The following is a 13,481-nucleotide window of genomic DNA, read 5'->3' on the forward strand; positions in this document are numbered from 1 at the left end:
CTCTCTGCCATCGTGTAATCCGTGATGCAGGTCTCACTACCCCCGAACGGGGGTGTGCGCTGCGGGGAAAGGGCGAGCAGGTGACAGCAGACGCGGCCGGGGCGGTCGAGATACGCAACGCACTGGTGCGCCTGCGGCGCGCGACGGGGCTCCCGGTGGCCTTCGGGGGCCTGGTGGAGCCGGGCCGGCAGCACGTGCGCATCAGCGAGCTCAACGGGAACACGACCCTCGCCCTGAGCGGCCTCCCGGTGACCTCCGGCAACGGCCTCGGCGGCCGGGCGGTGGCGCTCGCCCGCCCGTGCGCCGTGACGGACTACTCCTCGTCGCGGCAGATCAGCCACGAGTACGACGTCCCGGTCGCCACCGAGGGGCTGCGCTCGATCCTCGCGGTCCCGGTGGTGGTACGGCGACGGGTGCGCGGTGTCCTGTACGGCGCCCTGCGCACGGCCCAGCCGCTGGGCGACCGCACGCTGGACGCGGCGGTGGAGGCCGCCCGGGACGTGGAGCAGACGCTGGCCGTGCAGGACCGGGTGCGGGGACTGCTCGCGCAGACGCCCCGCAGCGAGGAGGCGGCCCGGGACCCCGCCGCGGGCGCCGCCTGGGAGCAGGTGCGCGAGGCCCACGCGGCGTTGCGGGCGCTGGCCCCGCGGATCGCCGACCCGGCGCTGCGGGCCGAGCTGCTGGACGCCTGCGAGCTGCTGACGCCGGGGGCCGCGCCCCTTGTCCCGCGCCCGGCCGGGGTCCGGCTGACCCCCCGTGAGCTGGACGTCCTGGCCTGTCTCGCGGCCGGCGCGACCAACGCCGGGGCCTCGGAGCGGCTGGGGCTGCGCCCGGAGACGGTGAAGAGCTATCTGCGCTCGGCGATGCGCAAGCTGGGCACCCACACCAGGGGCGAGACGGTCGCCGCGGCACGCCGGGCGGGGCTGCTCCCGTAGCTCCCGGCAACCGGTTGGGCGGCTCGCTATTCATGCGGCGGGGCTTTGAATTTCCGTGTGCTGCACCATTGTTATATCCCTCACCACCCCGTCCGTCCGAATTTCAAAGAGACATTGCCTAGAATTTGGTCCGGACACGACACACGGAGGGGAGCGGTGACCGTGCGCGGGGACTTCAAGGAGCCTGCCAGATGCCGCCCCGACCTGGTCATCGGCCGGGAGGAGCTGATCGGGGCCGCGCGTGAGCAGCTCGCGCGCGGCGGCAGTGTGCTGCTCCACGGCCCCGCCGGAATAGGAAAGTCGACCGTCCTGCGGGCATTGGCATCCGAATATGGGACACCCGCCCGCACCGTGTTGCGCTGCTCGGCGACCGAGTCCGAATCCCATCTCCCGTTCCTGGCCCTCGCCGACCTGCTCGGCCTGGTCCTCGACGAGGTCGCCGAGAAGCTGCCCGCGGCCCAGCGCACGGCCCTGGAGTCGGCGCTCACCGGACGCGAGTCCACCCTCCAGCGCGACGCCCTCGCCCTGCGCCTGGCCGTGCTGTCCACGCTGCGCGCACTCGCCGCCGAGGGGCCCGTCCTCGTGGTCGCCGACGACCTCCAGTGGCTCGACTCGGCCAGCGCCGAACTCCTCGGCTTCGCCGCCCGCCGCCTCGGCGACACCCCGGTGCAGCTGCTGTGCGCGGTGCGCACCGATGGCCAGGAGTACGACCGCCACCTACGCGCGTCACCCCCGGACACCCTCGCCGTACGGCTCGGCGCGTTCTCCCGCGCCCAGGTCTCCGCCCTGCTCGACCACCGCGGCTACACCGGTCTGCCCCGCTCCACGGTCCGCGACATCCACCGCACCAGCGCCGGCAACCCGCTCTTCGCCCTGGAGCTCGGCCGCGCCCTGGCCGAGAACCCGACCCCGCCGCGCCCCGGCGAGCCGCTGCCGGTGCCGACCTCGCTGCGCGCCCTCGTCCTCAACCGGCTGGAGATGCTTTCCGCCGAGGCCCGCCGCACCCTCCTGGTGGCCAGCGCCGGCGCCCGCCCCACGGTGGCCCTGCTGCACGCGGCCGGCCGGGAGAACGCCGAGGCCGAGACCGCCCAGGCGGCCGAGCTGGGCCTGCTGGCCACCGAGCCCGAGGGCCCCGCCGTACGCTTCGCGCACCCGCTGATCTCGGCCGCGCTGTACGCGGAGGCGCCCGCGCAGGAGCGCCGTGCCGTGCACGCCGCGCTGTCCACGGCGGCCTCCGACCCCATCGAGCGGGCCCGGCATCTGGCCCTGGCGACCACGGGCACCGACCCGGAGGCCGCGGCCCGGCTCGCCGAGGCCGCGGCGCTGGCCCGGGACCGCGGGGCCCCCTCGGTGGCCGCGTCGCTCGGTCTGCTCGCCGCCCGGCACACCCCGGCCGACCACGACCCGGCCGCCGACGAGCGCCGGCTGCAGGCCGCCGAGGACGCGATCACCGCGGGCGAGGTGGACCTCGCGCGGGACATCGCCCGCGAGGTGCTGACCCGGGCCACCGCGCCGGCCGACCGGGTGCGGGCCTGGATGGTGGTGATCGAGGCGGCCGGGCAGGCGCTCGGCGAGGTCGACACCGTCTACCCGCAGGTGCTCGCCGACGCCGGTGACGACCCGCGGCTGCTCGCCCTGGTCCACTACCAGCTGGCCTGGCGGGCCCTGGTCGTGGAGGGCGACTTCGCCGAGGGCCGCCAGGAGGCGGCGCACGCGGCGGAGCTCGCGGCCCGGGCCGGCGAGCGGCGCACCGAGCTGCTCGCGCTCTCGTTCCAGGCGCAGACCGAGATCCTGATGGGCCACCCCGACGGGCCCGCGACCATCAAGCGCGCCCTGAAGGAGCCTCAGCTCCCCGAGCTGGCGTGCCACCACAACGGCGCCGGCGCGGCCCGCTTCCGCTGGCTGATCATGAGCGACCAGCTGCCCGAGGCCCGCTCCACGGTCAGCGCGCTGCTGCGCGAGGCGCGGCGGCGCGGCATGGTCGAGAGCGAGGTGCACTTCGTGCGCCTGCTGGCCGAGACCGAGCTGCGCTCCGGGCACTGCGGGCGCGCCCTCGACCTGGCCCGGGAGTCCATGCGGCTGGCCCGCGACTCCGGGATCGGCGAGGTGCCCTCCGCCGTGCTCGCCTCGCTCGCCGAGGCCGCGGGCGGGGACGTGGACCGGGCGCTGGCGCTCGGCCGGGAGGCGGTGGAGCTGGCCGAGCAGGCCGGCGACCAGATGTACCTCTCGCGTGGGCTGACCGCGCTCGGGCACGCCCAGCTGGTCGCGCGGGACGCCGAGGGCGCGGTGCACTCGCTGCGCCGGGTACGGGAGTTGGAGCACGCCCTCGGCATCAACGACCCGGCGCGCGGCCGCTGGCACGGCGACCTCGCCGAGGCCCTGCTGCGGATCGGCGAGGTCGACGAGGCTCAGGAACTCGTCGCCGGGGCCCGGACGCACGCGCTGCGGCTCGGCCGGGAGAGCGTGCTGGCGGTTCTGGACCGGGCGGAGGCGCTGGTGCGGGCCGCGCGCGGGGAGCGGGACGCCGCGCTCGCCCAGCTGACGTCCGTTCAGGACCGGCTGGCCAAGCTGGGATACGGCCTGGAGGAGGCGCGGGCCGCGTTCGCGCTGGCCGCGCTGCGCGGCGGGCGGCCGGGGCCGACGTCGTACGACGAGGCGGCCCGGCTCTTCCGGCGCTGCCGTGCGCTGCCGTGGCTGCGGCAGGTGGAGGCGGCGGCGGCCGTGCACCCGGTGGAACCGAACGCGCCCTCCGACACGTCAGAGGGCTCGGACGGGCCGGCGGGTCTGGAGGGACTCGCCTCGATGGAGCGTCAGGTCGCCGCGCTCGTCATGGAGGGCGCGACCAACCGGGAGATCGCGGCACGACTGTTCATCAGCGTGAAGACGGTCGAGGCGACGCTCACACGGGTGTACCGCAAGCTCGGCATCCGCTCTCGGGTGGATATCGTCCGACTGGCGGCGGGGCGCCGTACGAAGTGAGCTTTGTCCGGGTTTACTGTGCGGCGACCGAGGGTTTTCCCTGCCCAACTCCCCTAGGGGGTTCCCTCATTGGGGTGAGGGCGCACCGGGTTCTAGCGTAAGGGCGTGCCGCTCGCCCGGGCATACGGGGGTCGGTCCCGCGACCCCCGTGCACCACCCCCCACACCCGTGCGACCCCCACCGGCAACCCCCACTGAGGAGACTCATGTTCGGGCTCAACCGCGCCAAGAAGACAGCCGCCGTCGTGGCGGCGACCGCTGCCGCCGCAGCAACGGCCCTGCTCAGCGCCCCCACCGCTGTGGCCGCCCCCCAGCCCATCGTCGGCGGTGCGACGACCACGACGACCGCGTACCCGTTCATGATGCAGATCACGGACGCCTCGCAGAACCAGTTCTGCGGCGGCACCCTCGTCTCGGCGACCAAGGTGGTGACGGCCGCGCACTGTATGGTCGGCGAGACCACCAGCAGCGTCAGAGTCGTCGGCGGGCGCACCTACCTGAACGGCACCAACGGCACGGTCAGCAAGGTCAGCAAGATCTGGATCAACCCGGACTACACGGACGCCACCAACGGCGACGACGTGGCCGTCCTGACCCTGTCGACGTCGATGTCGTACACCCCGGCCTCGTACGTCTCCTCCTCCCAGACCAGCGTGTACGCGGCCGGCACCACCGCCCGCATCCTCGGCTGGGGCACCACCTCGGAGAACGGCAGCTCCTCCAACCAGCTGCGGACCGCGACCGTCCCGATCGTGTCCGACTCCAGCTGCAAGAGCTCCTACGGTTCGGACTTCGTCCAGACCGACATGGTTTGCGCCGGATACACGTCCGGCGGCACAGACACCTGCCAGGGCGACAGCGGCGGTCCCCTGCTCATCGGGGGCGTCCTGGCAGGGATCACTTCTTGGGGCGAGGGCTGCGCGGAGGCCGGTTACCCGGGTGTCTACACCCGGCTGACCACCTTCTCCAGCCTGGTGACCGCGCAGGTCAACTCCTGAAGCCAGGGGGCGTTGCGGGCTACCACGAGCAGCCCGCAACGCCCCCTATCCATGTGGCTACTTGTCGGCGGTGAGCTTCCCCGCCGCGCCCCAGCTGTCCGCCGGGACCTCGTGGATCCACACCTGCACGGTCTCGGCCGGGATCCGGTAGGCGTCCACGAACGCGTCGGTGACCCGCTTGACGAGGTCCCGCTTGAGTTCGATGTCGCGGGGACCCTGCTGGACGGTGACGATCGGCATGACCGGACTCCCTTGAGTGTGCTGCTTGTTCGGTGGGTCCAGTCCATCGCGCCGGGCGTCCGTGACCAAGAAGCAGACCGCGACCGCAGCGATCAGCTCTCGTGATCGCCGCACGCCAGGAGCAGGGTGTCCAGATGCGGGGGCGGGGTGGCCGCGGACACGGCGAGGCCCGTGGAGAGGGCGAGGCCGGGCGCCCGGAACGGTACGAAGGCCACCCGGGGGCTGTTCAGGACCCGGGCGTGGGAGGCGTACACGACCGTCCACAGGGGCCGGGTGCCGATGGTGGCGAGGGTGTCCTGGAGGGAGCCGCTCGCCGGTCCCGGCGGTGGTTCGAAGCCCGCTTCCTGACAGGCGCCGATCACCAGGTCGACCAGGGCGGGATTGTTGCGGCGCTCGGTGAGGGAGAGGGGCAGCCCGGCCAGTTCCTCGACGCCGATCTCCGGGCGGGCGGCCAGCGGGTGGGTGGCCGGGAGGGCCGCCACCAGGGGGTCGGGCCACAGCGGCAGCACCCGTACGCCCGGCACCGGTTCGACGGCCCGTACGAACGCGGCGTCCAGCTCCCCGCTCGCGACCCGGGCGAGGCGGTCGGCGACCGGCAGCGAGAACAGCTCGACCGGCACGTCCGGCGCGCGGCGGGCGAACGCGGTGAGCAACCGGTCGAGGTGGGTGCCCAGGCCCGTGCTGGTGCCGATGCGCAGCCCCGGTGGCGGTGCCACGGCCGCCCGCGCCCGGTCCGCCGCGGCCAGCACGGCCCGCGCCTCGGGCAGCAGCCGCTGTCCCGCAGCCGTCATCCGCACCCGGCGCGGGGAACGGTCGAACAGCTCGGCGCCCAGCTCCCGTTCCAGCCGCTGTATCTGCATGCTCACCGCGGACTGCACGATGTGCAGCCGCTCGGCCGCCCGTCCGAAGTGCAGCTCCTCGGCCACCGTCACGAAATAGGTGAGCTGCCGCAGTTCCATGGGACCGACTCTAGAGGGAGGCGGCGGGCGGCTGTTTCAATGAGCGCCCGATGGGAGTTGATGAGACATGGTGTCCGCCGACCGTTTCCTCGCCTTCGCCGCGATGTCGCTGCTGGTGATCGTGATCCCGGGGCCGAGCGTGCTGTTCGTGATCGGCCGGGCGCTGGCACACGGGCGCCGGACCGCCGTGGCGACCGCGATCGGCAACGTCTTCGGCTCGTATCTGCTGGTGGTGGCGGTCGCGGTCGGGATCGGCTCGCTGGTGGAGCGCTCGGAGACCGTGTATCTGGCGGTGAAGCTGGCGGGCGCGGCCTACCTGGTCCACCTGGGCGTGCATGCCTTCCGGCACCGCAAGGAGCTGAAGGCCGCGACGATCAGCACCCGGCCCACTCATCCGGCGCGCGGTGACCTGCGGACCGTGCTGGACGGGGCCCTGGTGGGGGTCACCAACCCCAAGGGGGTCGTGTTCTTCGCGGCCGTTCTCCCCCAGTTCGTGGACCACTCGGCTGGTCACGTCCCCGCGCAGATGCTGGTCCTGGGCCTGATCCCGATCTCGATCGGCCTGGTCACGGACACCCTGTGGGGCCTGACCGCATCGGCGGCCCGCACCTGGTTCGCCCGCTCGGACCGGCGCCTGTCGATGATCGGCGGGGCGGGCGGGTTCGCGATGATCGGACTGGGCCTGACGGTGGCGGTCACCGGCCGGGCGGACTGAGGGTTACGGGATCACGGTCCCGAAGCGGATGTCGTACGGCGTCCCCGGGTGCATGGTGTCGAGCATCCGCCCGCCCTCCGTGACCAGGTCCGTCCGCTGTGCCTTGGTGAGCCTGCCGAAGGGCTGGACGACGAGGGCGTCCTCGGTCAGCTTCCACACACCGGCCAGGAAGCCGTCGACGAGGAACGTGGGGTGGGCGATGTTGCCGACCCAGCTGCGGCCCCAGTACTCGGGCGGTACGACGCGGGTGCGGTCGGCGTGAGAGAGCAGCAGGTTGTCGAACTCGGGGAGGAAACGGGGCGGGGCCGGGGTGTCGGCGTCGGGGCGCGGCGCGTCGGGGAGGTCGAAGAGCTCGACGCCGTTCTCGTCCCGGAAGGTCACCAGCCGGGGCCGCAGCCGCTCGAAGGCGTCCCGCAGCCGGGTCAGACCGGCCCAGGTCTGCATGTCCTTGACGGAGGCGGGGCCGAAGGCGGCGAGGTAGCGGAGGACGGTGGCGTCGGGGGACGGGGTGGGGGTGGGGGCCGAGGTGGGGCCGGGAGGCGGGGTGAGGCCGGGAGCCGGGGTCGGGCCGGGAGCCGAGGTGGGGCCGGGAGCCGGGGTCGGGTCGGGAGCCGAGCCGTGGTCGAGGGCCGGGGTTGGGGCGGGAGCCGAGCTGTGGTCGAGGGCCGGGGTTGGGGCGGCGAGTGTCGAGCGCGGGGTGCGCGGTGCGGAGGTGGTCGTGGGTGGGGCGGTCGGCTGATCTGTGCGGTCTCGGCCCAGCCAGTGTTCCGCGGTCGTCAGGGCGACCTGGCCGCTGCGGCCCCACAGTCCGCGCGGGGTGACCTGGACGAGCGGGAGCTTGCAGCGGGCGGCGATGGCGAGGGACTGCGGGTCGGCGTCCGGCCACTCGGCGAGGAGGGCCTCGCGGAGCTGCTTCATGGTGCGCGGCTCGGTCTCGACGAGTTCCCGGGCGAGGACGGCGAGCCGGTCGAGGTCGACGCCCTGGAGTCCCTTGCGGAAGTTGACGAGTTCGCGGTCGCGGGCGGGCTGGACCAGTGGGCGCAGCGTGCGGCAGTCGGCCGCGGTGTGGGTGTGGATGGTCGAGCGCATGGTGACGATGCGGACGACCTCGCGGTCGGCCATCAGCCGGGACAGCTGCTCGGGCTCAAAGCCGTCGAGGCGGGCGGCGAGCGCGTAGTACGGCGGCTTGACGTTCTGCGCCTGGAGGCCGAGGAGGTGCTCGACGGCGGCTGCGGCGGTGAGCGGCGACCGCTCCAGGAGCAGCTGGCGGGCGAGGGTGGCCCGGCCGAGGGCGCGGGTGCCGAGAACGGGGGCCGTGGCTGCGGTCGTCTTCGTCATGCTCAGCACGCTAACGGCACTTGCGGACACCCTCTGTCCGCAACTCTCACCGATTCCCGGCTCCCCGGGCCACCTCGGTGTCGTTTGCCCCGTAGATCCTTTACGGCGTTCGTGATGTCTGTGAGGGCTCCACTGTCCACGAAAGGCCCAGGTCAGGAGCACCACGGCCATCGTCTCGCACCGGCTCTGTGAGACACGTGTGAGACGGCGGCCGTGGGACGCGGCTCGTCCAGCATGCACGACGCGGCCCCGGATGGCGGAGGTTTCCGGTCCTCCCCCATCCGGGGCCGTCGCGCACAAACGCTATCTGGATTCGAACAAGTTTTCTAGCAGTCCGGGCATATACCCGGCGGTCGCGCCAAAGGTGACCCGCCCCACCAGAGGTTTCCGGTCCTCCGGCGGGACGGGCGTCTACGAGGCTGATTCCATGATCAAAAAAAGCCCCAAATCTGGTGCTGACTAATCGTTAAGCAGGTCAGAACGTTTGTCGAGTGCCAGCCAAAGATCAACCGACCTGGGTCCTCGACCGCCGTCGAGCTCTAGGCGACCGCATCACCGAGCTGCGCGTGGCCCGCAACCTCGTCCAGGACCAGGCCATCGAACTAACCGGCATCCCCCGCACGACCTACCAGCGGCTCGAACGCGGCCAGGCAGACGCGCGCTACAGCCACCTGCTCGCCATCGCCCGGGCCTTCGAGGTCGACGTCACCGAACTCGTCCGCTGAACGGCCGTCCCCGCGGGGGACGGAGACGGCCGCTCGCCCCGAAACCGGCCGGACATGGGTTACGGAGTGACGGCCTCGGGAGTTCACAGGCGCGTGCCGACCGCGATTCGGTCGTTGCCTGCCAGGCGCAGGATCGCGCGCTGCATGATGATCAGGCGCCGTTCGTCGAGCGACTCAACGGCCGTGAGCGAGACCTGGCCGATGCCTACCATCGAGAGCACGAGGCCGAGGAACGCTCGCTGCTGGTCATCGAGACCCAGTGTGTAGAGGCGCCCCATGAGGCGCTCCCACACGGCCGTCATCCGGCCGCCCTCCTTCACGACGAGAGCCCTGCGCACCCCGTCATGGGCGAGGAGGGTCTCCTCCTCGGCGAGGGCCTGCGCCGCGGCACGGTCGCGGTCGTTTTTCGCCGACGCGACGAGCAGCTCACCGAGCTGGGGGAGGTCGACCTCGTCTTCGGGGGCGCCTCTGGTCTGGGGGGTCGTCATCGTGTTGCCTCCGCGCGAGGTCGGTACCCGCCTGGCCCGACCGCGGCGGCGAGTACGGCTGGATCGGTGAGTCGCCCGGAGCCGTCGGGCCGGCACATCCACATTCGGGTGTCGAGATGCCAGCCGGTCGGCGGACAGTGCAGGGGCCAGCCAGGCGAATGCACCGTTACCTGCCGTACATCGGCGAGCTCCTCGGCGGCGTCGAGCGGTACGAGCCACCAGGCCTTGTCCAGCTCCGGGTCGACGAGAACGGGCCCGCGGTGCTCCTCGCGAATGCGGTTGAGCGCCTTCATCGAGGTGAGGAGGAGCGTCTCGGCGACGAGCCACACCTTGCCCGATGGAATCGGTGCGAGTGTCTCCGCGCTCCATGCCGTGCGGACGAGGGTCGGGTGCGCGGAGCAGTCGGCGAGCCACGCGTCCCCGGCCTCGTACACGGCAGTGAACCGCATCCTTGGGTGGGCCATGACCAGCACCGTAGGAAGCCCCGAGAATCAACACCCAGTCTGATTCGCGAATATTCGCTTCCGGCCCGTGCCGATGCGCGGTGATGCTCAGGCCAGGTCAGCGAAGTGAGCCCGCGCCCGGGAGATGAGGCGCCGCGCATGCGTGCCGTACACCGCGGCCGAGTCGAGGCTGTCCCACACCCGCCGGTACAGCGCCAGGCTGTCGGCGTCGTCGAGCCACAGCTCAGCGTGCCACTCCTCGACGATGACGAGGCGCTCGTCGTACACCCAGAACCCGTTGGCCGGGGGCACCGCCAGCTGCGCACCGAAGGGGACGATACCGAGGCGCACCGTGTCCAGTCCGATGACGCTTCCGAGGCGGTCCAGCTGCGCGGCGAGCACGTCCGGCGGCGCCATCCCGGCATGCAAGGCGGCCTCCCACAGCAGGATGTGGAACGTCCGGCCCGGCTGGTACAGCAGCTCCTGGCGGCGCACCCGGGCCCGTACAGCGTCCTCGACGTCCCGCGGAGACTGCTGGAGCTCGGCCATGCGGGAGAAGACGTGCCGGGCGTAGTCCGGCGTCTGGAGGATGCCGACGACCATCGCTCCCTGCCACACGCGGAAGTCCGCGGTCCGCTCGTACTCGATGGTCAGGACGTCCTGCACCGGGCGGTGGCCGGCGCGCAGCTGGCGGCGCCACGACCGCGTGTGGGTCTCCAAGCCCTGAAGGCGGGCGACGAGTTCGCCCGCGACCTCGACGTGGCCGGTGTGCTCGGCCCACGCCTTCAGGTCGTCGGGCGTGGCCGTCTGACGTCCGGTCTCCAGCTTGGACACCTTCGCTTGCGGCCACTCCAGCAGGGCCGCGAGTTCGCGCTGGGTCGCCTCGCCGCGCAGCTCGCGCAGTCGGCGGCCGAGGGCCTCGCGGCCTTGCTGAAAGTCGGTGGGCACACGGGCAAGTTACCCGCTCACACCTGGTCGTACGGCACCGCGTGGTGCCACGCGGCCTCGCGGGCCTGCGCGTAGCGGAGCACCTCGACGGGGTTCGTGATCAGCTCCACGCCGGTCATGACGTCGTCCTGGTCGAAGTGGAGCAGGGCGACGACGCGGGCGTCGAACAGCCAGAAGTCCTCTCGGGGCAGGCCGAGTTCGTCGGCGTTGCTGCGGGTCAGGACCCGGATGGTCTCGCCGACCGCGGTGTTCCGGCGGGCGTTGTCGAGGAGGTAACGCTGCCCCTCTGTCGGGGGCTCGTCGAGGATCCGTACGCGCTCGAACCGCTTGCCGGCCGCGGTCTGCTCGCGTCGGTTGGTGCACCAAGGGTCGTCGAGATCCCAGGTCACGGGCTCGCCCGCGGCGAACTGCCGGTAGGTGTCCGTGGCCTCGTCCTCGGCGTATCGGGTGCGGGTCTCCAGCCGCCAGGCGGAGTGCTTCAGTGTGGTGAACATGCCGCCGAACTCGGCGAAGCTGATGAACTGAGGCACGTGCACGGGCTCCCTGGGGCCGAAGTTTGCGAGCAGTTCCCGCGGGACGGTGACGGCGTCCTCGTCCGCGGTGAGGTTCTCCAGCTGGCCGAGCTCACCGGGGTCGGTGACGCGGTCGCCCTGCACGACGTAGCGGTCCGTGCCGGTGATCTCGTACAGGGTGGGGCATCCGTCGTTGCCACTGTTGGTGCCGACCTTCCACAGTCGCCTGGTCATGGCGGTCCCTTCGTGGGTCGGGTGATCTGTCCGCGCACCGTAGCGGCACGCCGGACGGATGCAACAGGGCGCCTTCGCACGACAAAAGGGCCCCCTCCCGCCCGAAGGCGAGAGGGGGCAAACCGATGCGTCAGCGGCCGGTGGCCTGCCAGATCGACACGACAAGCGCTCCCACGCCCGTCAACGCGGCGATCGCCGGCAGTGGCCACCTGTTCCGCTCGATCGCGTCCAGGCGCTTCTCGTGGTCGTCCAGCGTCTTGTCCGTCTGGTCGCCGCGCTGCACCAAGAGCGCCAGCTGGCCGTCGATCCGCGCGAAACCGGTCTCGACGGTGCCGCGCAGCCGCTCCAACTCCACGGCCACCGACGCCTCCGGCACCGTCACGAGCGGCTCGCCCGGACCAGGGAGGCGACGTCGTCCGTCGACTCGTACTTCGGCGGCTTCGCGTAGCCGAGTAGGAGCCCGGCAGCCGCGCGCACCCAGGCCGGACCGCCGAGCTTCTCGGAGGCCCGCTCAACGACCCGGAAGATCAGGTAGTAGATGGCCGCCACGGCAACCGTGATCCCCCCGGAGATCGTCGCTGAGTCGGCGACCAGGCCGAGCCCGGACAGGACCGTGATGGCCCACCCGGCGAGCAGCGGCACGACCGTACGGAGGAGGGAGGGCAGCAGCATGGGTTACTCCTTGACGTCGAAGCCGCGGCGCTTGCCGAGCTTGGTGAGCGAGGCCTTGCCGGGGATGCCGTCGGCGGCCTTCCCCGACCAGCCGCAGCGGCGCTGCCACGCGGCGTACGCCGTGCGGGTCAGCTCGCCGAAGTGGCCGTCGGCGTACTTCTTGTCGAGGAGGCCCTCGGTGACGAGCGCGGCCTCCACGGTCTTGGTCCCCGCGTAGGACACCGGGGTGCCGGCTTTCGGCGGGTCGGACTTGGCCGCGGCGATGAGCTTGGACAGGTCGATGACGGGCTTGTCCGAGCCGCTCGACGAACTGGTGCCTCCGGGCTGCGTCTTGAGCCGGGCGGCGACGTCGCGCCTGAACTTCGCCATGTCGAAGGACGGGTCGACCTTGCGGCGCGTCCCCTCCTTGTGGCCGATGACGCTGTTCGCGCTCCAGCCGTGCGCTCGGCAGAGCCCGGCGGCCCAACGCACTGCCGCCTCGTACTGCACGTCGGGGTACGGGTCCTTGCCGTTGCCCATGTTCTCGATCTCCAGGCCGTAGAAGTGCTGGTTGCCGTCGACCGGCTCGGCACTGTCGGGCCGGGGGTGCGTCGAGGACTCGGCAACCACTGCGTCGTACGCGTTCTTCGCGAAGGTTCCGGCGTGGTTGGCCCGCCCGGCGCTGAGCATCGTGGCCGTGCCGTCCTTGGCGAGGTGCGTGTGGCACAGCGGGCCGGGCAGGTCGCTGGTCCCCTCGTAGCAGAGGCCGAGCGAGCTACGGCCGGCGGTGTGGTGGATGACCACGCCGTTCATCGGCCCCCAGGGGCCCTTGTGGTTGCGGTTGTGGGTGCGCCAGTTCGTGTGCTCGACGACGTGTACGCCCTCGGCGCGCAGGACGGTGAGCAGCTGCTCGGCGGTCAGCGGGGCCGCCATCACACACGCTCCGGCCATGCCCAGTGGGACGGGCCGTCGCCGAGGGTTCGGGAGGTCGCCCAGTAGGTGTCGTTGCCGTCCAGGAACACCTGGAGGTTGGCGGTCGTCGTCTCCGGGTGGAAGATCCGGACGACCATGGCGGGGTAAACGTCGCCCTCGAAGGCGTGGTTGCCGACGTGTATCTGGGGGCCGAGTGCCTGGCTCGCCAGGGTGACGCCGGCGGCGTTGAGGTTGTGCGCATCGGCGCGGCGCTTGTTGATCGCGTCGGCGTCCTGCTGGCTGAGGGTGTAGTGGACGATGCGTCCGATCGTTGGCTTCAAGGGGCCCTCCAGGGCATGAAGAAAGCCCCGGCCGGGTGGCGCGGGGCGTACGGGTGAGCGGGCG

General features: G+C 72.2%; 16 protein-coding genes. 5 read left to right on the plus strand and 11 right to left on the minus strand.

Annotated features, from left to right (window positions below; translation table 11 throughout):
• Positions 1–80 precede the first annotated feature (80 nt).
• From MQP27_RS09640 to MQP27_RS09650, 3 genes are all read left to right on the plus strand, one after another.
• The gene (locus tag MQP27_RS09640) at positions 81–935 is read left to right on the plus strand and encodes a helix-turn-helix transcriptional regulator (protein ID WP_242763842.1); all 855 of its coding nucleotides are present in this window, start codon (positions 81–83) and stop codon (positions 933–935) included.
• 156 nt (positions 936–1,091) lie between these two features.
• Positions 1,092–3,914, plus strand: coding sequence for a helix-turn-helix transcriptional regulator (locus MQP27_RS09645; protein WP_242763845.1), 2,823 nt, complete (start codon positions 1,092–1,094; stop codon positions 3,912–3,914).
• Positions 3,915–4,119: 205 nt separating this feature from the next.
• Positions 4,120–4,911: a S1 family peptidase gene (locus MQP27_RS09650; protein WP_242763847.1), complete on the plus strand. Its 792-nt coding sequence runs from the start codon at positions 4,120–4,122 to the stop codon at positions 4,909–4,911.
• 57 nt (positions 4,912–4,968) lie between these two features.
• Here MQP27_RS09650 and dmpI read toward each other — a convergent pair whose 3' ends face one another.
• Positions 4,969–5,151 carry a 4-oxalocrotonate tautomerase DmpI gene (gene dmpI, locus MQP27_RS09655; RefSeq protein ID WP_242763849.1) on the minus strand — a complete coding sequence of 61 codons (183 nt, stop codon included), beginning with the start codon at positions 5,149–5,151 and terminating at the stop codon, positions 4,969–4,971.
• Positions 5,152–5,243: 92 nt separating this feature from the next.
• Positions 5,244–6,110, minus strand: a complete 867-nt coding sequence (locus tag MQP27_RS09660; protein WP_242763852.1) for a LysR family transcriptional regulator — start codon at positions 6,108–6,110, stop codon at positions 5,244–5,246.
• A 67-nt stretch (positions 6,111–6,177) separates the two neighbouring features.
• On the opposite strand from MQP27_RS09660, the gene MQP27_RS09665 reads away from it, so the two are divergent.
• Complete coding sequence (locus tag MQP27_RS09665) at positions 6,178–6,825, plus strand: LysE family translocator (protein WP_242763855.1); 648 nt, start codon at positions 6,178–6,180, stop codon at positions 6,823–6,825.
• 3 nt (positions 6,826–6,828) lie between these two features.
• Here the strand turns inward: MQP27_RS09665 and MQP27_RS09670 are convergent, their stop codons facing one another.
• Complete coding sequence (locus MQP27_RS09670; RefSeq protein ID WP_242763856.1) at positions 6,829–8,163, minus strand: winged helix DNA-binding domain-containing protein; 1,335 nt, start codon at positions 8,161–8,163, stop codon at positions 6,829–6,831.
• A 491-nt stretch (positions 8,164–8,654) separates the two neighbouring features.
• Between MQP27_RS09670 and MQP27_RS09675 the strand changes: the two genes are divergently transcribed.
• Positions 8,655–8,888, plus strand: coding sequence for a helix-turn-helix domain-containing protein (locus tag MQP27_RS09675; protein ID WP_242763859.1), 234 nt, complete (start codon positions 8,655–8,657; stop codon positions 8,886–8,888).
• A gap of 83 nt (positions 8,889–8,971) precedes the next feature.
• Here the strand turns inward: MQP27_RS09675 and MQP27_RS09680 are convergent, their stop codons facing one another.
• The 8 genes from MQP27_RS09680 to MQP27_RS09715 all read right to left on the minus strand — a co-directional run bounded on the left by MQP27_RS09680 (position 8,972) and on the right by MQP27_RS09715 (position 13,417).
• Positions 8,972–9,376, minus strand: a complete 405-nt coding sequence (locus tag MQP27_RS09680; RefSeq protein WP_242763861.1) for a hypothetical protein — start codon at positions 9,374–9,376, stop codon at positions 8,972–8,974.
• Positions 9,373–9,840, minus strand: a complete 468-nt coding sequence (locus tag MQP27_RS09685) for a hypothetical protein (protein WP_242763864.1) — start codon at positions 9,838–9,840, stop codon at positions 9,373–9,375. Before MQP27_RS09685 ends, MQP27_RS09680 begins: the two co-directional genes overlap by 4 nt.
• Positions 9,841–9,927: 87 nt before the next feature.
• Positions 9,928–10,767: a helix-turn-helix domain-containing protein gene (locus MQP27_RS09690; protein WP_242763867.1), complete on the minus strand. Its 840-nt coding sequence runs from the start codon at positions 10,765–10,767 to the stop codon at positions 9,928–9,930.
• 17 nt (positions 10,768–10,784) lie between these two features.
• The gene (locus MQP27_RS09695; RefSeq protein WP_242763869.1) at positions 10,785–11,513 is read right to left on the minus strand and encodes a DUF6879 family protein; all 729 of its coding nucleotides are present in this window, start codon (positions 11,511–11,513) and stop codon (positions 10,785–10,787) included.
• 130 nt (positions 11,514–11,643) lie between these two features.
• Positions 11,644–11,895 (minus strand): hypothetical protein, encoded by a 252-nt coding sequence (locus MQP27_RS09700; RefSeq protein ID WP_242763872.1) that lies wholly within the window; start codon positions 11,893–11,895, stop codon positions 11,644–11,646.
• Positions 11,892–12,185 (minus strand): hypothetical protein, encoded by a 294-nt coding sequence (locus MQP27_RS09705; RefSeq protein WP_242763875.1) that lies wholly within the window; start codon positions 12,183–12,185, stop codon positions 11,892–11,894. The genes MQP27_RS09700 and MQP27_RS09705 overlap by 4 nt, the downstream gene beginning before the upstream one ends.
• A gap of 3 nt (positions 12,186–12,188) precedes the next feature.
• A complete protein-coding gene (locus MQP27_RS09710) occupies positions 12,189–13,097 on the minus strand; it encodes an N-acetylmuramoyl-L-alanine amidase (protein ID WP_242763877.1) in 909 nt (302 codons plus the stop codon).
• A complete protein-coding gene (locus MQP27_RS09715) occupies positions 13,097–13,417 on the minus strand; it encodes a hypothetical protein (protein ID WP_242763880.1) in 321 nt (106 codons plus the stop codon). Before MQP27_RS09715 ends, MQP27_RS09710 begins: the two co-directional genes overlap by 1 nt.
• Positions 13,418–13,481: the final 64 nt, after the last annotated feature.

It is taken from the genome of Streptomyces cylindrosporus (genome assembly GCF_022698165.1).
In the GTDB taxonomy this organism is placed as follows: domain Bacteria; phylum Actinomycetota; class Actinomycetes; order Streptomycetales; family Streptomycetaceae; genus Streptomyces; species Streptomyces cylindrosporus.

Bases quoted from the DNA above. Each gene is read 5' to 3' on its own strand.
- MQP27_RS09650 (WP_242763847.1), top strand. From the start codon at position 4,120: ATGTTCGGGCTCAACCGCGCCAAGAAGACAGCCGCCGTCGTGGCGGCG.
- dmpI (WP_242763849.1), bottom strand. From the start codon at position 5,151: ATGCCGATCGTCACCGTCCAGCAGGGTCCCCGCGACATCGAACTCAAG.
- MQP27_RS09660 (WP_242763852.1), bottom strand. From the start codon at position 6,110: ATGGAACTGCGGCAGCTCACCTATTTCGTGACGGTGGCCGAGGAGCTG.
- MQP27_RS09665 (WP_242763855.1), top strand. From the start codon at position 6,178: ATGGTGTCCGCCGACCGTTTCCTCGCCTTCGCCGCGATGTCGCTGCTG.
- MQP27_RS09670 (WP_242763856.1), bottom strand. From the start codon at position 8,163: ATGACGAAGACGACCGCAGCCACGGCCCCCGTTCTCGGCACCCGCGCC.
- MQP27_RS09680 (WP_242763861.1), bottom strand. From the start codon at position 9,376: ATGACGACCCCCCAGACCAGAGGCGCCCCCGAAGACGAGGTCGACCTC.
- MQP27_RS09685 (WP_242763864.1), bottom strand. From the start codon at position 9,840: ATGGCCCACCCAAGGATGCGGTTCACTGCCGTGTACGAGGCCGGGGAC.
- MQP27_RS09695 (WP_242763869.1), bottom strand. From the start codon at position 11,513: ATGACCAGGCGACTGTGGAAGGTCGGCACCAACAGTGGCAACGACGGA.
- MQP27_RS09705 (WP_242763875.1), bottom strand. From the start codon at position 12,185: ATGCTGCTGCCCTCCCTCCTCCGTACGGTCGTGCCGCTGCTCGCCGGG.
- MQP27_RS09710 (WP_242763877.1), bottom strand. From the start codon at position 13,097: ATGGCGGCCCCGCTGACCGCCGAGCAGCTGCTCACCGTCCTGCGCGCC.